Source organism: Pseudomonas sp. HUK17, from assembly GCF_001566765.1.
In genome coordinates this window covers 44267-66973 of record NZ_LSMW01000011.1, presented here as the reverse complement: position 1 = coordinate 66973, position 22707 = coordinate 44267, and the positions used below count along the sequence as shown (strand labels likewise).

The 22707-nt window shown below is 66.5% G+C and carries 19 protein-coding genes; 13 read left to right on the top strand and 6 right to left on the bottom strand.

Annotated elements, in window-relative coordinates:
- The first annotated feature begins 102 nt into the window (after positions 1-102).
- From AX284_RS12280 to AX284_RS06775, 5 genes are all read left to right on the top strand, one after another.
- Complete coding sequence (locus AX284_RS12280; protein ID WP_371913901.1) at positions 103-816, top strand: methyl-accepting chemotaxis protein; 714 nt, start codon at positions 103-105, stop codon at positions 814-816.
- Between the two features lie 252 nt (positions 817-1068).
- Complete coding sequence (locus AX284_RS06790) at positions 1069-2022, top strand: bestrophin family protein (RefSeq protein WP_017642677.1); 954 nt, start codon at positions 1069-1071, stop codon at positions 2020-2022.
- A gap of 253 nt (positions 2023-2275) precedes the next feature.
- Positions 2276-3592 carry an MFS transporter gene (locus tag AX284_RS06785; protein ID WP_068384289.1) on the top strand — a complete coding sequence of 439 codons (1317 nt, stop codon included), beginning with the start codon at positions 2276-2278 and terminating at the stop codon, positions 3590-3592.
- 41 nt (positions 3593-3633) lie between these two features.
- Complete coding sequence (locus AX284_RS06780) at positions 3634-4902, top strand: arsenic transporter (protein WP_068384287.1); 1269 nt, start codon at positions 3634-3636, stop codon at positions 4900-4902.
- 88 nt (positions 4903-4990) lie between these two features.
- Positions 4991-5524 (top strand): cytochrome b, encoded by a 534-nt coding sequence (locus tag AX284_RS06775; RefSeq protein WP_068384285.1) that lies wholly within the window; start codon positions 4991-4993, stop codon positions 5522-5524.
- Between the two features lie 4 nt (positions 5525-5528).
- Here the strand turns inward: AX284_RS06775 and AX284_RS06770 are convergent, their stop codons facing one another.
- A complete protein-coding gene (locus tag AX284_RS06770; protein ID WP_064307596.1) occupies positions 5529-6458 on the bottom strand; it encodes a LysR family transcriptional regulator in 930 nt (309 codons plus the stop codon).
- 164 nt (positions 6459-6622) lie between these two features.
- Here AX284_RS06770 and AX284_RS06765 point away from each other — a divergent pair, with 164 nt between their 5' ends.
- Both AX284_RS06765 and AX284_RS06760 read left to right on the top strand, forming a co-directional pair.
- Positions 6623-8854: an FUSC family protein gene (locus AX284_RS06765; RefSeq protein WP_082731523.1), complete on the top strand. Its 2232-nt coding sequence runs from the start codon at positions 6623-6625 to the stop codon at positions 8852-8854.
- Between the two features lie 101 nt (positions 8855-8955).
- A complete protein-coding gene (locus tag AX284_RS06760; RefSeq protein ID WP_068384283.1) occupies positions 8956-11388 on the top strand; it encodes a glucan 1,4-alpha-glucosidase in 2433 nt (810 codons plus the stop codon).
- Between the two features lie 30 nt (positions 11389-11418).
- Here the strand turns inward: AX284_RS06760 and AX284_RS06755 are convergent, their stop codons facing one another.
- Positions 11419-11871, bottom strand: coding sequence for a DNA-binding protein (locus AX284_RS06755; protein WP_068384281.1), 453 nt, complete (start codon positions 11869-11871; stop codon positions 11419-11421).
- Positions 11858-12460, bottom strand: a complete 603-nt coding sequence (locus tag AX284_RS06750; RefSeq protein ID WP_068384279.1) for a nucleotidyltransferase domain-containing protein — start codon at positions 12458-12460, stop codon at positions 11858-11860. The genes AX284_RS06755 and AX284_RS06750 overlap by 14 nt, the downstream gene beginning before the upstream one ends.
- Before the next feature lie 395 nt (positions 12461-12855).
- On the opposite strand from AX284_RS06750, the gene AX284_RS06745 reads away from it, so the two are divergent.
- The gene (locus AX284_RS06745; protein WP_068384277.1) at positions 12856-14001 is read left to right on the top strand and encodes an acyltransferase family protein; all 1146 of its coding nucleotides are present in this window, start codon (positions 12856-12858) and stop codon (positions 13999-14001) included.
- Here the strand turns inward: AX284_RS06745 and AX284_RS06740 are convergent.
- Positions 13928-14833, bottom strand: coding sequence for an NAD-dependent protein deacetylase (locus tag AX284_RS06740; protein WP_068384275.1), 906 nt, complete (start codon positions 14831-14833; stop codon positions 13928-13930). The genes AX284_RS06745 and AX284_RS06740 overlap by 74 nt on opposite strands.
- A 104-nt stretch (positions 14834-14937) precedes the next feature.
- Positions 14938-15387 carry a GyrI-like domain-containing protein gene (locus tag AX284_RS06735; RefSeq protein WP_064307562.1) on the bottom strand — a complete coding sequence of 150 codons (450 nt, stop codon included), beginning with the start codon at positions 15385-15387 and terminating at the stop codon, positions 14938-14940.
- Positions 15388-15649: 262 nt separating this feature from the next.
- Here AX284_RS06735 and fdnG point away from each other — a divergent pair, with 262 nt between their 5' ends.
- The 4 genes from fdnG to fdhE are packed head-to-tail and all read left to right on the top strand — an operon-like array spanning position 15650 to position 21273.
- On the top strand, positions 15650-18715 hold the full coding sequence (gene fdnG / locus AX284_RS06725) for a formate dehydrogenase-N subunit alpha (protein ID WP_143075308.1): 3066 nt from the start codon (positions 15650-15652) through the stop codon (positions 18713-18715).
- Between the two features lie 10 nt (positions 18716-18725).
- The gene (fdxH, locus tag AX284_RS06720) at positions 18726-19646 is read left to right on the top strand and encodes a formate dehydrogenase subunit beta (RefSeq protein ID WP_068384269.1); all 921 of its coding nucleotides are present in this window, start codon (positions 18726-18728) and stop codon (positions 19644-19646) included.
- Complete coding sequence (locus AX284_RS06715; protein ID WP_068384267.1) at positions 19643-20350, top strand: formate dehydrogenase subunit gamma; 708 nt, start codon at positions 19643-19645, stop codon at positions 20348-20350. Before fdxH ends, AX284_RS06715 begins: the two co-directional genes overlap by 4 nt.
- Positions 20350-21273: a formate dehydrogenase accessory protein FdhE gene (fdhE, locus tag AX284_RS06710; protein ID WP_064307559.1), complete on the top strand. Its 924-nt coding sequence runs from the start codon at positions 20350-20352 to the stop codon at positions 21271-21273. Before AX284_RS06715 ends, fdhE begins: the two co-directional genes overlap by 1 nt.
- Positions 21274-21288: 15 nt before the next feature.
- On the opposite strand, the gene AX284_RS06705 is transcribed toward fdhE, so the two are convergent.
- Complete coding sequence (locus AX284_RS06705) at positions 21289-21888, bottom strand: TetR/AcrR family transcriptional regulator (RefSeq protein WP_068384265.1); 600 nt, start codon at positions 21886-21888, stop codon at positions 21289-21291.
- 72 nt (positions 21889-21960) lie between these two features.
- On the opposite strand from AX284_RS06705, the gene bdcA reads away from it, so the two are divergent.
- Complete coding sequence (gene bdcA / locus AX284_RS06700; protein WP_068384263.1) at positions 21961-22674, top strand: SDR family oxidoreductase; 714 nt, start codon at positions 21961-21963, stop codon at positions 22672-22674.
- The last annotated feature ends 33 nt before the right edge of the window (positions 22675-22707 follow it).

Here is a 22707-nt window from a genome sequence, read left to right as displayed (position 1 = left end):
GGGGCGCTCGATGCCACCACCCAGGAACTGGGCGCCATCGCCCAGCGCAGCGGCGAGGGCATCCGCGATCAGTTCTCGCGTACCGATCAGGTGGCCACCGCCATGCACGAGATGAGCGCCACCGCGGAGGAGGTGGCCCGCCATTCCGGCAGTGCCGCCACGGCGGCCAATGACGCGGATCGCGCGGCTCGGGAAGGCGAGACGAGCATGACCCAGACCATCGCCACCATCGAACGGATGCATGCTGAAATCACCCGCACCGCCGCCGTCATCGCCCGCCTGGAGCACGACAGCGAGCGTATCGGGAGTGTGCTGGAAGTGATCCGCGGCATCGCCGACCAGACCAATCTGCTGGCGCTCAATGCCGCCATCGAAGCCGCTAGGGCAGGGGACGCCGGACGCGGCTTCGCCGTGGTAGCCGATGAGGTGCGCAGCCTGGCGGTGCGCACGGCCAGTTCCATCAGCGAGATCCATCAGTTGATCGCGACGCTGCAGGGCGCGGCCCACGAAGCCGCCGAAGCGGTGCGTGCGGGCGCCGCCGAAAGCAGTACCGGACGCGATCAGGTGGTCGCTTCGGGCGAGCGGCTGCGCAGCATCACCCTGGCTGTGGAGGCCATCCGCGACATGAACCGGCAGATCGCCACGGCGGCCGAGGAGCAGACCTCGGTGGCCGAGGACATCGCCCGCAACCTGGCGGAGATCGTCACCGTGGCTCGCCACAATGAAGATGACCTGGGGCGTACCCAGAGCGCCAGCGAACGTCTGCAGGGCGTTTCCCAGGATCTGTCCCAGCTGGCCGGTCGGCTGCGGGACTGATCGACGGTCACGCCGCCGTCGAGACGCTGGCTAGAGGTGTTCAGAAGGCAACGGAGTGCTCTGGCAAGGCACTTTGCCATGATCCGTCCGTCGCTCCGGATTAAGTTTGACTTAAGCACCGCCGACTAGTCTCGCGAACAGGTTGCATTCTCAGGAGGAGGCGCGGCGACGGGTCGAGCGGCTCGTGGCGAGACGACAGGAAGGCATGGGCAACCGCGAATCGAGAAACCGCGCCGCCGCCGGGAGTGCCAGATGTCCAGTCCGATCCAACTCCGTTCCATCCAGAAGAAGATCCAGTTCCTGCGTACCACCTTCAGCTATGTCGGCTGGTCGCTGTTCGGTCTGCTGCTGTGGGACGTGGCGGTCACGGTGGACGCCATGCTGTTCGTCGACGACCGCTTCGACCTGCCGCTCACGCCCCTGACCCTGCTGTGCTCGGCGCTGGTGGTGCTGATCAGTTTTCGCAACAGCAGCGCCTACGCCCGCTGGTGGGAGGCGCGCACCCTGTGGGGCGCCATGGTCAACAGTTCGCGCAGCTTCGGCCGCCAGGTGCTGACCCTGATCGACGATAACGGCAAGGCGCAGAACCGAGTCAAGGCGGTGCTGCTGCGTCGGCACATGGGCTATCTGCACGCCCTGCGCGCCCAGCTCAAGCGCCAGGACCCGGCCCAGGCCGCCGCGCCTTATCTCGCCCGTCATGAACTGGCACTGGCCGAAGGCAGCCTCAACTTCGCCAACGACATCCTCGCCGGCACCGCCGAGCTGATCGCCAGCGAATACCGCCAGGGCCGCCTGGACAGCATCCGCCTGGCGCGGCTGGAAGAAACCCTGGTGGACATGTCCAACTGGCAGGGCGGCATGGAGCGCATCGCCAATACCCCCTTGCCCTATCCCTACGTCTGCTTTCCGCAGCTGTTCAGCTTTCTGTTCTGCATCGCCATGCCGCTGGGCCTGGTCTCGACCCTGGGCTGGTTCACCCCGCTGGTGTCCACCGTGGTCGGCTTCATGCTGCTGGCGCTGGAGCGCATCGGCAGCGATCTGCAGGCCCCCTTCGCCGACAGCCAGCACCAGATCACCATGGACAAGCTGTGCGCCACCATCGAGGCCAACCTGCTGTCGATGCTGCGGCCGCGCAGCGAAGAGGGCAGTGCGGTGCTCCTGGCCCAACCCGAGACCGACGCCGCTCTGACCCGGCAGGTGGCCTGATACGCCGGCATCCTGAGATGGCGACCCTCTGCGAAGTGTGAAGACGTACGGAAAGTGGCGGGCCAGAGGGATTTCTTTGCTATCGATACGGCACTAGCGCCGCTTCGCTCCGGTCACATTTTGCAATCTCCCCTGGCAGCGGTGGTTGGCTGAGATCCGTCGAGTCATACCGACGGCCTCTGGTGGGCTAGGGCGAGAGGTGCCGTGGGGCGTTTTGTCCTGCGACTCTTAATCTCGCTACGGATGCCCGCTCATGTCCGAAACCCGTGCCCCGGCCACCGCCGCCAGCGCCGAACCCTCGCGCCGCGCGCGCCATGCCCTGGATGCCCTGAACTTCACCCTGGCTGACGTCCGCGACGGCCTGGGCCCCTATCTCGCCATCTATCTGATCGCCGTGCGCGGCCCGGGGGAGGGCTGGAACGAGGCCACCGCCGGTTTCATCATGACCCTGGCCGGCATCGCCGGGCTGATCGCCCAGACCCCGGCCGGCGCCCTGATCGACCGGACCCGCCACAAGCGCCTCATGGTCGGCGTCGCCGCTCTGGTGGTGACCGTCTGCAGCGTGATGCTGCCCTTCGTTTCCAACTTCTATGTGGTGGCGGCCACCCAGTCCTTGGCCCATGCCGCCGCGGCCCTCTTCGCCCCGGCGCTGGCGGCCATCACCCTGGGGATCGTCGGACCCAAGGCCTTCACCCGGCACATCGGTCGCAACGAGGGTTTCAACCACGCTGGCAATGCCGTCTCGGCGGCTCTGGCAGGTGGGCTGGCCTATTTCTTCGGCCCCACCGTGGTGTTCTGGCTGATGGCGCTGCTGGCGGCGGCCTCCATCGTCGCCATCGTCCGTGTCCCCCAGGACGAGATCGACGATGACCTGGCCCAAGGGCTGGGCGAGGAAAACGGCGCTCGCGACAGCAAGCCGGTGTCGGCCTGGCAGGCGCTGCTGGCCAATCGCAAGCTGCAACTGCTGGCGTTGCTGGCGGCCATCTTCCACCTGGCCAATGCCGCCATGCTGACCTCGGTCGGCCAGCAGCTGACCCATATCGTCGGCAAGGACAGCGCCACCTCGCTGGTGGCCGTCTGCATCGTCGCCGCCCAGTGCGTGATGGTGCCGGTGGCCATCCTGGTGGGGCGCAAGGCCGACGTCTTCGGGCGCAAGCCGATCTTTCTCTTCGCCTTTGCCGTGCTGGCCATCCGTGGGGTGCTCTACACCTTTTCCGACAGCCCCTATTACCTGGTGGCGGTGCAGCTGCTCGACGGCATCGGTGCCGGGATCTACGGTGCCCTGGTGCCGGTGATCGTCGCCGACCTCACCCGCGGCAGCGGGCGCTTCAACGTCAGCCAGGGCGCCATCGCCACCGCCCAGGGCCTGGGCGCGGCGATCAGCGCCACCATCGCCGGGATCATCATCGTCCGCTTCGGCTACGCGGCGGCCTTCACCACCCTGGCCGCCATTGCCGCAGTGGGCTTCGTGCTCTATCTGCTGCTGATGCCGGAGACCCGCGACCGCCAGGTGGTTGCCGATGCTCGATCAGGCGCCATGGAGCCTCCGCAATCGGCCGGATTAGGCTAATGTCTGCCGCTTTCCCGCTCGATAGAAGGCACTAGGCGTTCATGGGGTCACTCGCGCTCTCTCCTCACCTGCTGACCTGGATCATCGCCGGGGTAGCCACCCTGGGCGTGGTCTCGCGACCGTTCGGTCTGCCAGAGGCACTATTCGCCGTCGCTGGCGCTGCGCTGCTGGCTCTGTTCGGCCTGTTACCGCTGGACGGCGTCTGGCACGGGATCGCCAAGGGTACCGACGTCTATCTGTTCCTCATCGGCATGATGCTGCTGGCCGAGATCGCCCGCAAGGAAGGGCTGTTCGACTGGGTCGCCGGCCACGCGGTGCGTGCGGCCAAGGGCTCGGCGCTGCGGCTGTTCGCGCTGGTCTATGGCGTCGGTATCCTGGTCACGGTGTTTCTTTCCAACGACGCCTGCGCCGTGGTGCTGACCCCGGCGGTCTACTACGCCACCCGCGCGGCGAAGGTGAAGAATCCGCTGCCCTATCTGTTCTCCTGCGCCTTCATCGCCAATGCGGCGAGCTTCGTGCTACCGATCTCCAATCCGGCCAACCTGGTGGTCTTCGCCGAGCACATGCCCGAGCTGAGCCGCTGGCTGGCGCTGTTCACGGTGCCGTCGATCCTGGCCATCGCCGCCACCTTCCTCACCCTCTGGGCGACCCAGGCCAAGGTCCTGCGTGCCGAGCAGCTGTCCGAGGGGGGCGCGGTGGACGCGCTGCCCACCACCGGACGCATCGCCGGCTGCGGCCTGATCCTGACCATCCTGGTGCTGCTCGGCGCCTCGGCGCTGGATCTGGAGCTGGGTCTGCCGACCTTCCTGGCCGGCTTCGCCACCTTCCTGGTGGTGGTGGCCTGCAAGCGCGGCGGCGGTCTGGAGTTGCTCAAGCACATCTCCTGGGGCGTGCTGCCGCTGGTGGCCGGACTGTTCGTGCTGGTGGAGGCCCTGGAGACCACCGGAGTGCTGCAGGCGCTGGCCAATCAGCTGCAGGCCGCCGCCCAGGCGACCCCAGAGCGCGCCGCCTGGGGCGCCGGGCTGCTGGTGGCCTTTGGCAGCAACCTGGTCAACAACCTGCCAGCCGGGCTGCTGGCCGGGGCGGCGGTGCAGGCCGCCCATGTCTCGGAAAAGATCGCCGGTGCCGTGCTGATCGGCATCGACCTCGGCCCCAACCTGTCCATCACCGGCTCCCTAGCGACCCTGCTGTGGCTGGCCGCGCTGCGCCGCGAAGGGCTGTCGGTGAGCTTCTGGCAATTCCTCAAGCTGGGCGCCGTGGTGATGATCCCGGCGCTGTTGCTGGCCCTGGCTGCGCTTATCCATCTTTGAGCCAGCTCTGACGGACGGTCTCCAGGCGTAGCGGCGTTGCCGCTGCGCCTGGGGCACTATCGGGATTCGTCGCTACGGAGCATCGCCCATGGCCATCGCCCGCTACACCGGCTTCGCCCAGGCCCTGCACTGGCTGACCGTCGCCCTGCTGTGCCTGCTGCTGCCCTTCGTCTGGGTGGCGGAAAACTTTCCGCCCGGACCGGTGCGCACCCTCTGGTACCTGCTGCACGAATCCACCGGGATCTCGGTGTTCCTGTTGATCCTGATTCGCCTGAACTGGCGCTGGCGGCATCGGGCGCCGCCGGCCAATCCGCGCGACGGACGCCTGCTGCGGCTGCTCGCCGGTCTCAATCACGGCCTGCTCTATGCCGTGCTGCTGCTGATGCCGGTGACCGGCTACCTGATGGCCGGCCAGGGCCAGCCGGTGCCGGTGTTCGGGCTGTTTTCCCTGCCGGGTTTTCCCCGTCACGAAGCCCTCGGCATCCTCGCCAATCGCATCCATGTGGCCGGTCAGTTCGCCGTCTATGGCCTGGTGCTGCTGCACGTGGCGGCGGTGGTCTGGCATGTGGCGATCCGTCGGGACGGCACCCTGGAGCGGATGCTGCCCGAGCAGCGGCCTTAAAGCGTCAGGTCCCTTCCACCAGCAACCGATCGCGCTCCAGCAGGGCGGGCAGTGTCTCGCGCAGGTGGTCGACCAGGGTGCGGATCTTGGCGTCGAGGAAGCGCCGCGACGGATAGAGCGCATGGATGTCCAGGCCATAGAGCCGGTGCCCGGGCAGTACGCGTTGCAGGCGGCCACTGGCCAGGCCGGCGACCGCGGCGTACAGCGGCAGGGCGCCGATACCCAGGCCGCTGGCCACGGCTTCGGCCAGGGCATCGGCGGTGTTGACCTGGAAGGGCGGCCGATCCACCGCCACCTCGGCTATCCCTTCAGGCCCCTCCAGCAGCCAGCGATCCGGCGCCATGGCCCGATTGACCAGGCGCAGGCAGCGATGCCCGGTGAGATCCGCGGGCGTGGCCGGGCGCCCCTGGCGGTTCAGATAGGCAGGCGCCGCGCAGAGCACGCTATAGGTACTGCCCAGATGCGCCGAATGGAAGGCCGAATCCGGTAGGCCAGCAGCCAGGATCAGCGACAGGTCGTAGCCTTCCTTGAGGATGTCGGTGAAGGTGTTGGTCAGTTGCAGGTCCAGATCCACCTCGGGATAGCGCTCGGCATAGCCGGCCAGGCTCTGGATCAGATAGTGCTGGCCGAGGCCGGTCATGGTGTGGATGCGCAGCCGGCCGCGCGGCACGGCCAGGGCGTGACGGGCCTCGGCATCGGCTTCATCGAGGTCGGCGAGGATGCGCTGGCAGCGCACCAGGTAGCGTTCGCCGGCGTCGGTCAGGCGCAACTGGCGGGTGGTGCGGTGCAGCAGTCGGGTCTGCAGATGCTGCTCCAGCTGGCTGACCGCCCTGGATACATAGGCGGTGGTGAGTTCCAGCTGGCGCGCGGCGGCGGTGAAGCTGCCGGTCTGGGCCACGCAGGCGAAGGCGCGCAGATTGAAGAGATGATCCATGGACGGGGCAGGGCGGTGGAAAGGGGCATTGTGGGCCATTACCCGCCCGTTGGTTAACGCTCTTTGCCGCCACACCCGACTTAATCGCCGTGGGGTGTGCTTCCTAGAATGGCCGCCGAGGCGCTGCGCCTCCTCCCCTCCGGTCGCTCCCGTCGTTGCCCACCATGCCCTTCGCTTCGCCGCTCTTCGCGCGACACCCCACTGCTTCCCCACGTAGACGCTGGCCCAGCCTGAACGCCTGGCGCCGCGCCGGTCGCGAATGGGCCCGCACCGATGGCCAGACCTGGGCCTTCATCGCCAAGGCGCTGTTGGCTGCCACCCTGGCCCTGTGGCTGGCCTATCGCCTGGAACTGCCGCAACCGAGCACCGTGCTGGTTACCGTGTTCATCGTCTTGCAGCCGCAGAGTGGCCAGGTGCTGGCCAAGAGTTTCTACCGGATCCTGGGCAGTCTCGCCGGGCTCACCTTCACCGTCGCCGCCATCGCCCTGTTCGCTCAGGAGCGGGTGCTCTTGCTCGGCGCCCTGGTGCTGTGGATCGGCTACTGCACCCGGGGGGCGGCGCGTTATCGCGACTTTCGCAGCTATGGCTTCCTGCTGGCCGGCTACACCGCCTGCCTGGTGGGGCTGCCGGCGGTGGCCCAGCCCCAGGGCGCCTTTCTGCAGGCAGTGTGGCGTCTGTTGGAAATTGCCCTTGGCATCTGCTGCGCCGGGGTGGTAAGTGTCGCGATCCTGCCGCAGACCACCCGTGGCGTCCTGCGCCGGACCCTGGCCCAGCGCCTGCGCGATTTCCTGGCCATGGCCCATGACGGTCTGCTGGGTAGCCTCGATGCCGAACGCTTCGCCGGACTCAGTGCGCGTTTCGCTGCCGATTCCGTGGGCTTCGAAAGCCTGCGCAGCGCCAGTGTCTTCGAGGAGCCCTATCTGCGCCGACGCAGCGGACGCCTGGCCGCCCTGGGCAATCGCCTCATGCTGCTCAACACCCGCTTCCATGCGCTCTACCAACTGCTCGACCGCCTGAGCGATCGGCCCCGGGCCGTGCGCCAAGCGCTGGCGCCCGCCCTTGGGCTGATCGCCGCCGTCCTGGCGCCGGCCCTGGGTCGCCTGCCGGAAGAGCGTGACCTACGCCGCCTCAGTGAGCGCCTGGCTGCGGAGCGCGAGACGCTGATGGCCGCGATCCGCAGTGGCCGCCAGCAGCTGATCCGGATCGTGCCCGCCACCCAGGTCGACCGGCTCGACTACGACACCGCCGCCGAGCTGCTCTATCGCTTCGCCGAGGATCTGCACCTGCTGCTTGGTGCCCAGCTGGCACTTGAGGCGCCGGCTAGTACGACACCCGCTCCCCGGGAGACCTTCACGCCCCTGGCCAGCCGTGCGGTAGCCTGGATGGCCGGGCTGCGCAGCGCCCTGGTGGTACTGGGCGTGGGGCTGTTCTGGATCGAGACCGCCTGGCCGAGTGGCGCGGCCTGCACCCTGGCCGCGGCGCTGATCTCGGCGCTGGCTTCCACCTCGGCCGATCCGCGCCGCTATTGCCTGCAACTGGCCGGCGGTACCCTGGTCGGGGCCCTGGCCGGTGGCCTGCTGCAATTCCAGGTGCTGCCCTGGATCGACGGCTTCGCCCTGTTGCTGCTGACCCTGACACCAGTGTTCGCCGCTGGCGCCTGGCTGATCACTCGACCGCGGCTGGCGGGCTATGGCACCGGGCTGATGGTCTGGTTCTGTTCGGCGGCCCTGCCGGGCAATCTGCCGCGCTACGACGCCGATGTCTTCTGCAACACCTACCTGGCCTACGGGGTGGCCTGCGCGGTGGCGGTAGTGGCGGTCAGTGTACTTCTGCCGCCCAGCCAGCCTTGGGTCTGGCGCCGGCTGGAAGATGCCCTGCGCGAGCGACTGGTCCATGCCAGCGGGGCACCCCTGGCCGGTCTGAGTGGCCGCTTCGATTCCGGCCTGCGCGATCTGCTCAACCAGGTGCAGGTGCTTACCGTCGGCCAGCCGGAGGTGCAGCGGCGGCTGCTGCGCTGGACCTTCCTGAGTCTGGAGCTGGGCCACGCCATCATCGAGCTGCGCCTGGAGCAGGCCGCGCTGCCACCCCTGCCCTGGTATCGCGAAGAGCGTGCCTGGCGCCTGGCCATTCGCGCCCTGGGGCGGGCCCTGGTGCGATTGTTCCGCCAGCCCAACGCCGCCAACCTGGCCCGCGCCCTGGGCGCCGTGGACCAGGCCATCCTGCTGGCGCACCAGGCCCAGCGCTACCTGGAGCCCAATCCGGGCGACTTCGATCGCTCACCGCTGCGCCGTATCGCCAGCTACCTGCATTTCATCCGCACCTCGCTGCTGGCGCCGGATTCGCCCCTGGCCGGGTACCTGCCGCCGGCCCGGCCACCGGCGCGGGACGAAGGCTGAGCAGCGCTTCTGGAAATATTGGCTAGGCTTACGAACGGGGAGGGCCGTCAGACCCTCTGCCATGCGACTTTCGGCACAACCAGAACAAGGCCCGCCTGCCCATGCCCGTCCGCTTCGTCCGTCCGCTGCTCTGTTCCGCCAGTTTTCTGCTGACTCCCCTGGCGTTTGCCTTGGAGGCTCCTGGCGCCCCCGGTGCCACGCCCTTCTGGTCCTATTCCGGCAAGACCGGCATCGGCACCAGCTACGAGGCCTATCGCGATGGCGCCTACAGCGACCAGGCCAGCACCGGCCGCGTCTCGCGGGTGTGGTTTTCCCTGGCCCAGGGGGTGGTCACCGAGACCATGCAGGGTCTCATCCACGAGGCGCAGCTGCGCGAGATGCAGCTGGTGATCCGCGGTCCCGACTTCACCCACCTGGAGCGCGACGACACCGACAGCCGCATCGAATACCTGGCCACCGATGCCGCCGGCCGGCCCACCTCGCTGGCCTACAAGATCGTCAACCGCGACCGCCAGGGCCGCTACGAGATCGAGAAACACGTCTTCACCGACCCGGACCAGGACACCCTGGTCATGCGTGTCATCTTTCGCAGCCAGGACCCACGCATCCAGCCCTATCTCTATGTCGATCCGGCGCTGGCCAACAGCGGTAGCCACGACCGCGCCGCGGTGAAGGGTGGGGTGCTCTACGCCAGCGAAGGCGAGCACGCCCTGGTGGTGAAGGCCAGCCAGCCGCTGCAGACGCCCACCGTGGGCTTCGTCGGCAGCTCCGACGGCCTCGACGACCTGCGCCGCAACGGCAAGCTGACCCAGCTCTACAGCAGCACCGGCGACCAGGCCGGCAACGTCGCCATGCTGGCCAAGCTGCCGCTCAAGGGCGCCGAGACCACCCTGGACGTGGTGGTGGGCTTCGGCGCCAATCCGCGCCAGGCCGAGGCGGCGGCGGATGCCACCCTGACCCGTGGCTACCAAAAGGTGCTGGCCCACTACAACGGCGAGGGCGACGCCATCGGCTGGCAGGACTACCTGGCCGGTCTCGACCAGCTGCCGCGCCTGCAGGCGCAGGCCGGCGACGGCGGCAAGCTGGTCAATGCCAGCGCCCTGGTGCTCAAGGCTCAGGAGGACAAGACCCACGCCGGCGCCCTGATCGCCTCGCTGTCCAATCCCTGGGGTGAAACGGTGCCGGCGGGCAAAGGCACGACCGGTTACAAGGCGGTCTGGCCACGGGACTTCTACCAGTGCGCCATGGCTCTGCTGGCGCTGGGTGACCGGCAGACGCCCAAGGTCGCCTTCAGTTACCTCAAGCAGGTGCAGGTGGATGCCAATACCGCGCACAAGCCGGCCGACAGCTCCGCCTTCATCCATCAGCAGAAACGGGGCGACGAGGTACGGGCACCGGGCGCTACCGGCTGGTTCCTGCAGAAGACCCATGTCGACGGCACCATCGAGTGGGTCGGCGTGCAACTCGACCAGACCGCCATGCCCATCATGCTCGGCTATCGCCTCTGGCAGGGTGGCCTGCTCGGCGATGCCGAGATCGACCGCTGGTACCGCGACATGCTCAGGCCCGCGGCGGATTTCCTCGCCCGTGACAGCCAGGTCAACCTGGGCTGGAACACCTGGCAGGTCAAGCCGCCGCAGACCCAGCAGGAGCGCTGGGAAGAGCAGTGGGGCTATTCGCCATCCACCACCGCGGCGGTGATCGCCGGTCTCGCCACCGCCAGCGAGCTGGCGCGCCATGCCGGCGACGAGGCCAATGCCAGCCGTTACCGCGATACCGCCCGGCACTATTCCGGCCAGGTGGAAAAGACCATGGCCACCACCCAGGGCAGCCTGGGCGCCGGCAACTACTACCTGCGCATCACCCAGAACGACGATCCCAACGACAAGGGCAAGCTGGTGGACAACAACAGCCGTCCGGGCCTGCCGGAGGACCAGGTGCTGGACGCCGGGTTCCTCGAACTGGTGCGCTACGGCGTGCGACCGGCCAGCGATCCCCTGGTGCAGCAGAGCCTGGCGGTGCTGGATGACGAAGGCCTGCCGGAGAATCTGCGGGTCAAGTACAGCTTCCAGTACCCCGGCGTCAGCGGCACCTTCCCCGGCTGGCGGCGCTACGGCAACGACGGCTATGGCGAGAGCGAAAGCTCTGGCATCAATTTCCCGGCCACCGAGCAGCCGGTGCCCAACTCGGGGCTGCGTGGCCGGGTCTGGCCGATCTTCACCGGCGAGCGCGGCCATTACGAGCTGGCGCGCCTGGTCCTGCAGGGCAAGCCGGACCCGGCGGCGCTGGGCAAGCTGCGTGACACCTACGTCCGCGGCCTGGAGCTGTTCGCCAACGCCGGCCTGATGCTGCCCGAGCAGGTCTGGGATGGCGTGGGTGACAACCAGCGCCACGGCTACACCCAGGGGCAGGGCACCGATTCGGCGACGCCGCTGGCCTGGTCCCACGCCGAATACGTGAAGCTGCTGCGCTCCCTGGCGGACGGCCAGGTGTGGGATCACTACCCGGTAGTGGCGCGGGCACTGGCGCCCTGAAGCAAGCCAGTTGTCGGATCGCGAGCGCTGTTAGCGCTCGCGATCCGATAGCAGCTCTGGTCGATTTTGCTTCAGCCAATGCGTGACGTGCTGGAGCAGGACCTCGGCCTGCTGCAAGGCCTCCTGCGCCATCGAATCGCTGACTAGATCGCCCGAGTAGTCGATGACGTTGCGTTGCTTGCGCAAGGTATCCAGTACCAACATTGTCGATGTATCAAGCTCGACGGTCCGGGGCAGTGACTGGATCATGGTCTGATGGTGACCGGGCCGGCTAGTCAGGGTCCGATAGCCATTGGCCTGAAGCGCTGCGTTCGCGCCCTGCATGATTGCCTTGTAGGCCAGATCGAAGCGGCTTTCGCTGCTCAGTATTGGTAGACACGCATCGGTCAAGCTACGTTGCGCTGCCTCCAGCAAGCGCTGGATGCTCGCAGGGTCCGGTGTGATCGCCTCAAGACTCTTGCCGAGCAGATTATCCAGGGTCATCTGTCCTTCCTTGTGACAGGTACGAAGCGTCGCCGATGACGAACACCTTGGGCTTTTCCAGCAGGTCCGTGATGAAGGCTCCTCCTTCCGCCAACAGCCTCTGCCATTCCTCTCGCGGGTATACCTTGGGATTGATCTCGCGCCCAAGCGTCTCCTGACAGGGATAGAGCGATGTCACTACCTCGCGGAAGGTCACGGTACCCAGGATCATGAGGTCAATATCGCTTCCAGCGCTTGCTTTGCCGCTAGCCATCGAGCCGAAGACGAAAGCTGCCGATATTCGGTCTGCAATGGGGCTCAGCGCCTCGGCCAGAATATCGGTCAGGCCACTGGTCTTGCGCAAGATGCTCGCCAGCTCTTCGAAGATGGGGCACTCCCGATTGGCGCGATAGTGCTGTTGATTACCCACGCGCGTCTTCACGGCCAGACCTGCCGCGACCAGCTTGACGAGCTCACGGCTCAGGGTGCCAGACTGGGTCTCGGTCAAGCGCGCGATTTCGCGCTGATGGTAGCTGCTCTCCGGATGGAGCAGAAGAAGTGCCAGGACCTTGCGGCGATAGTCGGGAAATAGAACGGAAGCAAGGGACATAAGAATTTTTTTGCTGCCTTTTGGGCTGCAATTGAAGCCTAAAAGGCAGCAAACAACCAGTGTGATTGCCCTTGGTGTATTCCAGCGCCTGAACAGCCGACCAACGGTAGCGCGTTACTAATGCCCGTGCCAGGGCTGCTGACCCAGGGCAGCGAAACGTTGAACCCAAGGGAACGCCTGTAACAAGACTTGTCAGATGGGCGTTCTCGCGCTTAGCTGAGGCAGCGGATCCTTCCGCTCGCCGCGGTTCTCCTCTCTTTCCGGTCCGTCTGCCCTCGGTCGCGTACCGCGCGGTAGCGTGCCCGGCTGTCACGGTTTTCTCTCGCTCGCTCCGGCGACCGCTCCGGCGGTCTGGGGGCGAGTCTTTGCCGGTTCCTGTCAAGAAGGTCACGGATATGACTGACGTCGCTCTCCCCATCGCCCTTTACCTGGGCACCTTGGTGTTGCTGGCCTTCGCCCTGCGCCGCAGCCCGCTGCTCACCCAGGAGACCCTGGCGCGCTCCTCGCCGCTGGATGCCCTGCGCGGCATTCTCGCCACCGCCGTGGTCTGCCTGCATTTCGTGCTGACCTATCATCTCAAGGCCGAGGGTCAGTGGCGCGAACCCGACAGCGATCTGCTCTACAACATGGGCGTGGTGCCGGTGTCGCTGTTCTTCATGATCACCGGCTACCTGTTCTTCGGAAAGGTCTACCGGCGCACGCCGGACTGGGGCGAGCTGCTCCGTTCACGGGTACTGCGGGTGATGCCGCTGTACCTCTGCGTGGTGGCCGTGGTGGTGCTCTTCACCCTGATCCGCACCCACTTCGTCATCGGCGACGGCCAGCACTTCATGCTCGAACTGCTCAGCTGGGAGCTGTTCTCCGGCTTTACCCTCAATGGCTTGGAGGAGAGTGGCTGGATGACCGCCGGCGCCCACTGGACGTTGCGCTACGAGGCGCTGTTCTATCTGGCGCTGCCGATCATCGCCGCGCTGTTCAACCGCCGCGGTTTCGGGCTGCCGCTGCTGGTCTCGGTGCTGCTGGTGGGCGGGCTGGTCGCCGCCGGCTATCACTATCAGGTACTGGGCGCGCGCTTCGGGCTGCTGTTCCTGCTGGGATTCCTGCCGGTGTTCGTCAAGGTTCATCTGCCGGGCCTACTGGCGCGGCTGCGTACGCCCCTGGTGGCGGCGCTGTCGCTGGCGCTGGTGGGCTACGCCATGACCCAGCCGGACTACAGCCTCAGGCAGATGCTCGCGCTGGGCTTGCCCTTCGCCGCCATGGCCGCCGGCAACGATCTCTTCGGCCTCCTGCGCAGTCGCGGTCTCAAGGTGCTGGGCGAGATCAGCTACAGCCTCTATCTCACCCACGGCCTGCTGCTCTATGGCCTCTTCACCCTGCTCAACCTCGGCTCGGTCGAGACCCTGGGCACGCTCGGCTTCATGTCGCTGCTGCCACCGGTGCTGGTGCTCGCCTGTCTGCTGTCGATGCTCAGCTACCGCTGGATCGAGCGTCCGCTGATGCATCTGGGAAGGGCGCCGCGGCGTCAGCAAGTCCCCGCGTAGGGGGAGGCGCCGCAGCTGCAGGATACTCCAGCAGAAAGGCCAGGGCCTGGGCGCAGGAGGCCTCCACCTTGAGGTTCAGCAACTCGTCCGCCCGTGTCCGGCCATAGCCCAGGGCGGCGATGGGCAGCCCGGCACGGGCTGCTGCCTGGGCGAAGCGAAAGCCCGAATAGACCATCAGTGACGAGCCCACCACCAGCAGCGCATCGGCGCGGCCCAGGTGGGCGAAGGCGCGCTCCACCCGCGCGCCGGGCACGTGTTCGCCAAAGAACACCACGTCCGGTTTGAGCAGGGCGCCGCAGCGCGGGCAATCCGGCACGCGAAAACTCATGAAGTCCACGCCTTCCAGATCGGCATCGCCATCCGGCGCGGTAGCCGCGTCCAGCTGCAGCCAGTCGCCATTGAGTTCGCCCAGCCATTGCTGGAATTCCTGGCGCGGCAGGCGCATCTCGCAACCCAGGCAGCGGATCTGGTCGAGGCGGCCGTGCAGGTCGATCACCGCCTCGCTGCCGGCGGCCTGGTGCAGGCGATCGACGTTCTGGGTCAGCAGCATCTCCACCTGGCCGCGTCGCTCCAGGGCCGCCAGGGCCTGGTGGGTGGCGTTGGGCCGCGCCTGGCAGAAGCGCGGCCAGCCGATCAGGCTGCGCGCCCAGTAGCGGCGGCGCAAGAGTTCGTCGCCGACGAAGGCCTGCAGGGTGACCGGTTGCGGGCGCTTCCAGGCGCCGTCGCGGTCGCGGTAATCGGGAATGCCGGAATCGGTGCTGCAACCGGCACCGGTGAGCAGGAAGATCCGCTCGTGCCGGGCGATAAAGGACTGAAGCTCGGGCAGGGACATCGGGCACCTGGAGTTGCGGACGATACCCCCAGCTTGGAAAGGGTTATGCCGGGAGGCAAGCCGCAGCTGACGAACGTCCTGTCCGTCGTGCGGCGCTCGCAGGTCTAGTAGACCGGGACGTAGATGTAGATCTGCGAATCCTGGGCGTCCACGCCGGTGAAGGCCTCTGTGTAGTGCTCGAAGCAGGCGCCTGGACGCGGTTGCAGGCCACGGGCGGGGAGCAGCTCGGCGAACAGTCGACCGAGGCTCTTGGCCACGCTGGGTGCGGTGCCCAGGTGCACGTAGCGGGCATAGCGACCCTCCGGCAGTTCCTGGCGCACCATGCCGGCGGGCAGGGGCGCGCCCGGCGCGGTCGCCACGGCAGCCAGGTAGTGCATGGCGCCGGCCTGGCGCCAGCTCAGGCCGTACCATTCGGCGTCGCCTTCGCGGCCGGCGATTTCCCCGGCGCGGTCGGCGAAGCGCCGCCAGAGGGCGGCGATGTCTTCGCCCTGGCCAGGCTCGAACAGCAGACCGGTCACTTCCAGGGCGGGATGGTCGACGATTTCCAGCGACATGGGACAGACTCTCTCGAAGATGCGATGAAGGCCGCCACCTTACTCCAGCGGCGCCCTGCGGTCAGCCGTGAAGGCCGTCGGACGAAAGGTCGCAGCCGCCGCAAGGGCTTAATCCAGACCTTGCGAAGGCCCTTCGCCGCTTCGCTAAAATGCTAGTTTGAATGGTTTTTGACGAAGAAAGTCAACGCTTCGCTCGAACTGCCAGGCCTCGGTTAGGACGAAGTCCTACCGTGATGTGCCTGGAGTTACCTAAAAAATGTCGATCAAGGTATCGCGCCGCAACTTTCTCAAACTCAGTACGGCAGGGGTCGCCACCTCGAGCATGGCCATGCTCGGCTTCGCCCCTGAACCCGCGCTGGCGTCCATTCGCTACTACAAGCTCGCCGCCGCCAAGGTGACGCGCAATACCTGCACCTACTGCTCGGTGGGTTGCGGCATGCTGCTCTACAGCCGTGGCGATGGCGGCATCAATACCGTCAGCGACATCTATCACGTCGAAGGCGATCCAGATCATCCGGTCAGTCGCGGCTCCCTCTGTCCCAAGGGCGCGGGAGTGCTGGACTTCATCAAGAGCGAATCGCGCCTTTCCCATCCCGAGGTCCGCGAGCCTGGCAGCAACGAGTGGAAGCGCATCAGCTGGAACGAGGCGCTGGACCGCATCGCCCGCTACATGAAGGAGGACCGGGACAAGAACTTCGTCACCCATGACGCCGATGGTCATCTGGTCAACCACTGGACCACCACTGGCTTCCTGGCGGCGTCGGCCTCTTCTAACGAGACCGCGTACCTCACCCAGAAGGTGATCCGCAGCCTCGGCATGCTGGCAATCGACAACCAGGCGCGCGTTTGACACGGACCGACGGTGGCAGGTCTTGCCCCTTCGTTCGGCCGCGGTGCCATGACCAATCATTGGGTCGACATCCGCAACGCCAATCTCATCCTGTCCATGGGCGGCAACTCGGCCGAGGCGCACCCGGTGGGCTTTCGCTGGATGGTGGAAGCCAAGGAAAAAAACAACGCCAAGCTGATCACCATCGATCCGCGCTTCACCCGTACCTCGGCGGTGGCGGATTACCACGCCTATATTCGCACCGGGACCGATATCGTCTACCTGGGCGGGCTGATCAACTTCCTGCTCACCACGGACCAGATCCAGCATGAGTACGTAAGGGCCTACACCGACGTCGCCATCATCGTGAAGGAAGACTACGGCTTCCACGACGGTCTCTTCTCCGGCTTTGGCGAAGACAAGCGCCGTGCCTACGAGAAGTCCAGCTGGAGCTACGAGTTCGACGAGCGCGGCATGGTCAAGGAAGACCCCACCCTGCAACACCCGCGCTGCGTCTACCAGCTGATGAAGGCGCACTACAGCCGCTACACCATCGAGTTGGTGGAGCGCGTCTGCGGCATGCCCCGCGAGCAGATCCAGACCACCTGGGACATGATCGCCGAGACGGCGCGCCCCGAGCGCACCATGAGCATCCTCTATGCGCTAGGCTGGACCCAGCACTCCATCGGCGCCCAAATCATCCGTACCGCCTCCATGGTGCAGTTGCTGCTGGGCAACATCGGCATGCTCGGCGGTGGGGTCAACGCCTTGCGCGGCCACTCCAACATCCAGGGCCTGACTGACCTGGGCCTGCTCTCCAACCAGCTGCCGGGCTATCTCTATCTGGCTTCCCACGAGGAGCAGGAGTACCGCGAGTACATCAAGCGGCGGGCCAAGCAGCCCCTGCGTGAGGGCGAGGTCTCCTACTGGAAGTACTATGAGCGCTTCCATGTCAGCCTGATGAAAGCCTGGTTCTCCGAGGCGGCGACCAAGGACAACGACTGGTGCTACGACTGGCTGCCCAAGCTCAGCGAGCCGCTTTACGACGTCCTCCACACCTTCGAGCGCATGCACCACGGCGAGATCACCGGCTATTTCTGCCAGGGTTTCAACCCGCTGGCCTCCTTCCCAGACAAGAACAAGGTCAGCCAGGCGCTTGCCAAGCTCAAGTACCTGGTGGTGATGGATCCGCTGGCCATCGAGACCGCCGAATTCTGGCAGAACCACGGCGAACTCAATGACGTGGATCCCAGCCAGATCCAGACCGAGGTGTTCCGCCTGCCCACCACCTGCTTCGCCGAGGAGAACGGTGCCATCGTCAACAGCTCGCGCTGGCTGCAGTGGCACTGGCGCGCGGCGCCCCCACCCGGCGAGGCGCGCCCGGACGTGGCCATCATGGCCGGGCTGTTCCATCGCCTGCAGGGCATGTATCGCGACGAGGGTGGTGCCTTTCCTGATCCGATCCTCAACCTGACCTGGCCCTACAGCAATCCGGAGGAACCCAATCCCGAGGACATCGCCCAGGAGTACAACGGCAGGGCCCTGGCCGACCTGCCCGGGCCGAATGGCACCATCTCCCACAAGCGCGGCGAGTTGCTCGACGACTTCGGTTTCCTGGCCGACGACGGCAGCACCACCTGTGGCTGCTGGATCTACTCTGGCTCCTACACCCGTCACGGCAACAACATGGACCGGCGCGACAACGCCGATCCCTACAACATCGGCATGACCCTGGGCTGGGCGTGGTCCTGGCCACTCAATCGCCGCATCCTCTACAACCGCGCCGGCGCCCGGCCGGACGGTACCTCCTGGGCCCCGGAGAAGCGGCTGATCTGGTGGAACGGCGAGCGCTGGGCAGGGGCCGACGTCCCCGATTTCCCCTGGACCTCGCCACCTTCGGCCAAGGCCGGGCCCTTCATCCTCAACCAGGAGGGCGTCGCGCACTTCTTTGGTGGCAGCCTCCTGGCCGAAGGCCCCTTCCCTGAGCACTACGAGCCCTTCGAATCGCCGCTGGACAACAACCCCCTGCACCCGGACAACCCTCGGGCCAAGAACAACCCGGCGGCACGGATCTTCCCCGGCGACCGGGCACGCCTAGGTACCCGCGAGGAGTTTCCCTATGCGGCCACCACCTACCGGCTGACCGAGCACTTCCACTTCTGGACCACCCATGCGCGGCTCAATGCCATCGCCCAGCCGGAGAAATTCGTCGAGATCGGCGAGGACCTGGCGAACGAACTCGGCATCAAGGCCGGCGATTGGGTCAAGGTCAGCTCCAAGCGGGGCTATATCAAGGCGGTGGCAGTGGTGACCAAGCGCATGCGCGGGCTGCAGGTGGAAGGCCGTACCGTGCACCACGTCGGCATCCCCATCCACTGGGGCTTCAAGGGCGTGACCCGACCCGGGTTCCTCACCAACACCCTGACCCCCTTCGTGGGCGATGCCAACACCCAGACACCGGAATTCAAGTCGTTCCTGGTGAACGTGGAAAAGGTCTGAGGAAGGTCTTATGAGAGGCGATCAAGTCAACTTCCAGAACATCGTCGCACGCTCGGCTACCTCCGAGGAGTCGCCCCATACCCGCATCGGCGGGGTGGAAAAGGTAGCCAAGCTGATCGACGTGTCGCGCTGCATCGGTTGCAAGGCCTGCCAGGTGGCGTGCTCGGAATGGAACGATCTGCGCGATGAGGTCGGCCACTGCAACGGCACCTACAACAATCCGCCGGACCTCACCCCGGAGACCTTCCAAGTGATGAGGTTCGACGAATACGTCAACGAGAAGGGCAACCTGGAGTGGCTGATCCGCAAGGACAACTGCATGCACTGCGCCGACCCGGGCTGCCTCAAGGCCTGCCCGGCGCCCGGGGCCATCGTGCAGTACGCCAACGGTATCGTCGACTTCAACTCCGAGCACTGCATCGGCTGCGGCTATTGCGTCTCGGGGTGCCCGTTCGACGTACCGCGCATTTCCAAGAAGGACCAGAAAGCCTACAAGTGCACCCTCTGTTCCGATCGCGTCTATCACGGCATGGAGCCCGCCTGCGTCAAATCCTGCCCGACCGGGGCGATCATGTTCGGCACCAAGGAGGACATGACGGAACAGGCCGAGATGCGGGTCGGCCAACTCAATGATCGCGGCTTTCCCGGCGCCGGCATCTACGATCCGGCCGGCGTGGGCGGCACCCATGTGATGTACGTGCTGCAGCACGCCGACAAGCCCGAGCTGTATACCCACCTGCCGGCCAATCCGCAGATCAGCCCCATGGTCAGTCTGTGGAAGGGCGTGACCAAGCCGATCATGTCGGCGCTGCTGGGGGTTACCGCCATCGCGGGCATCGCCCACTACCTGACCAAGGGTCCCAAGGAAGAACCCGAGGAATCGCCGGACGAGGAAGAGCGCCACGCCGCGCGCGAGGAGGATCGGCCATGACTACGCCGTCGGACAACAAGCGCGGCATCCTGCGCTATACCACCTTCAGCCGGCTGAACCACTGGTTCATCGCCTTCACCTTCGTCTGCCTGACCCTGAGCGGCCTGGCCTTCTTTCATCCGTTCTTTTTCGACCTCACGGCGCTGTTTGGCGGACCGACCATGACGCGCATCCTGCACCCCTTCATCGGGGTGGCCATGAGCCTGGGTTTCGTGGTCATGGCGGTGCGCTTCTTCAGGGTCAACCTGTTCAAGCGCCACGACGTGGCCTGGGTCCGGCGCATTAGCGATGTCCTCGCCAACCGTGACGAACTGGCGCCGCCCATCGGCGCCAACAACCCTGGGCAGAAGCTAGTGTACTGGGTGATGCTGCTGTCCGTACCGGCGTTGCTGCTCAGCGGCTTCTTCATCTGGCGGCCGTACTTCGCCGACATCCTGCCACGCGGCTGGCTGCGCTTTTCCAGTCTGGTACACGCCTATGTCGCCTTCATCGCCATCGTCACCCTGATCATCCACATCTACTCGGCGATCTGGGTGAAGGGCTCCTTCCGGGCGATGACCCAGGGCCGTGTCAGCCGTGCCTGGGCCAAGCACCATCACCGGCTGTGGTACGACGAGATCGTCGAGCAGGAGCGCCGCGAAAGGGGCGAGCGGGGCGACCGCCCCCTGGATGAACACCGCATGCCCGACAAGGGGACTCCCTGATGCATCAGTACGGTACTTCGCCCACCGGCATCCTCAATCCGCCGCCGGTGGTCCTGCCCGATCGGCAGCTGTTCGCCCGGCGTGCGCGGCGCCTGCGCGAGCTGGCCGAACGCAGCACCGAGCTAAGTGATTTTCTCGGCTTCATGGCCCTGCTGATCCAGGCCCAGGATGGTGTCCTGCAGGAACGCCAGCCCAGTTGGCAACCGGCACCGGACGCCTTCAGCCTGGCCCTGGAGCATGGCATGCCGCCCCTGCAGGGCCAGGCTCTGCTACGGGATCTGGACTGGCAGGGCGATCTGGACGCTCTGTTGGTCACCCTGGAGCTGCGCGTGGCCGAGCGCCAGCGCCCGGTGCTCGAACAGCTGGTCGCCTTGTCTGCTGCCGAGCGCCAGCAACTGGCCGAGCAAGTTCTGGCGCAGGAGCCTGGCGCCACCGAGCGCCGGGCGTTACTGCCTCTGGTGGGCGCCGCCCTGCAAGTGGCCTGGGTACGCCTAGCCCTGACCCTGCCACAGCCGCCCCAACGCCATGGCGACGTCAGCCGGGTGCTTTGCCCCTGCTGTGCCGCACCGCCGCTGGCCAGTATCGTCCACGCCGACCGTGATCGCGACAACGTACGCTATCTGCACTGCAGCCTCTGCGCCACCGAGTGGCACCTGGAACGCAGCAAGTGCAGCTGCTGCAACACCAGTGCCCAGGTGCGCTATCTGGCACTGGAGGACGAAGCCGGCAAGACGCCCCTGGCCGCCCAGGCCGAGACCTGCGACAGCTGCGACAGCTACCTCAAGCTGGTCAGCAAGAGCTTCAACCTGGGCGCCGATCCCCTCGCGGACGACCTTGCCAGCCTGCCGCTGGACTTCGCCCTGGCCGAAGCGGGGCGCTACGCCCGCAGCGGCTTCAATCCCCTGTTCATCGCGGGGGATTAGGGCGCTAGATCCGCTTTACGGGTTTGCGAGAAGCGCCTGGTTCAGGGCCAGACCGGCCAGACGCGCGCTGGCCAGCAGGCGTTCCAGGCTCTGGCCATGCCGCGCGCTGGCAGACAGGCCGGCCATGGTGGTGACGACGAAATCGGTCAGCTCTCGCGCCTGCTGTGGCCGGCGTGTGGCGATGTGGGCATGGATGAGTGCCTGGGCTGCCTGGTGGTAGCCGTCCGCTGCCGCACGGGCCTGTAGATCGTCGCTATGGGTACCTTCCAGCACCAGGCAGCCGGCGGCCTGCGGATCGGCCGCGTAGTTGCGCGCCGCCGCTTCCAGCACCTGCGTCAGGGCCACGGCCAGCGGCTGGTCGGTCTCCAGGATCTGTCGCAGCAGCAGCGCACCGTTCGCGACATAGCGCTCCAGCACCTTGCCATACAACTCGACCTTGCTGCCGAAGGCTGCATAGAAGCTGGGTGGCTTGATCCCGAATGCCTGGGTCAGATCGGCGACGCTCACGCCGTCATAGCCTCTTTCATGGAACAGGCGTTGCGCCTGGGCCACTGCCGCATCCGGATCGAAGCGGCGCGGGCGACCACGGGTGCCGGATTTATTTGTAGCGCTCATTACAAAAATACTTTGACAGGGGTCGAGTGAGGTTTATTGTAGCATTCACTACATTAATCGGGAGGTACGGTCATGACGAATTTTGCAGGCAAGTCGGTGCTGGTCCTGGGGGGCAGTCGCGGCATAGGTGCGGCCATCGTGCGGCGCTTCGCCGCCGAGGGTGCCCGGGTGATCTTCACCTATTCCAGCTCGAAGGACGCCGCCCAGGCGCTGGCCGCGGAAACGGGCAGCACCGCCGAGGCGACCGACAGTGCCAATCGTGATGCCGTGATCGCCCGGGTCCGCGACAGCGGCCCCCTGGATGTGCTGGTGGTGAATTCCGGCGTGGCGCTGTTCGGCGATGCCCTGGAGCAGGACCCGGACGCCGTCGATCGCCTGTTCAGCATCAATGTGCAGGCGCCTTATCACGCGGCCGTGGAAGCCGCGCGGCAGATGCCCGTGGGCGGGCGGATCATCGTGATCGGCTCGGTGAACGGCGATCGCATGCCGGTCCCCGGCCTGGCCGCCTATGCCGTGAGCAAGTCCGCCCTGCAGGGGCTGGCCCGCGGCCTGGCGCGGGATTTCGGCCCGCGCGGCATCACCGTCAACGTGGTGCAGCCGGGCCCCATCGATACCGAGATGAACCCGGCCGATGGCCCCATGAAGGAGCTGATGCACAGCTTCATGGCGATCAAGCGCCATGGCAGCGCCGACGAGGTGGCCGGCATGGTGGCCTGGCTGGCCGGCCCCGAGGCCGGCTTCGTCACCGGCGCCATGCACACCATCGACGGGGCCTTCGGCGCCTGATCGTCCGCGACAGGCGCCACTCGCGGCGGCAGC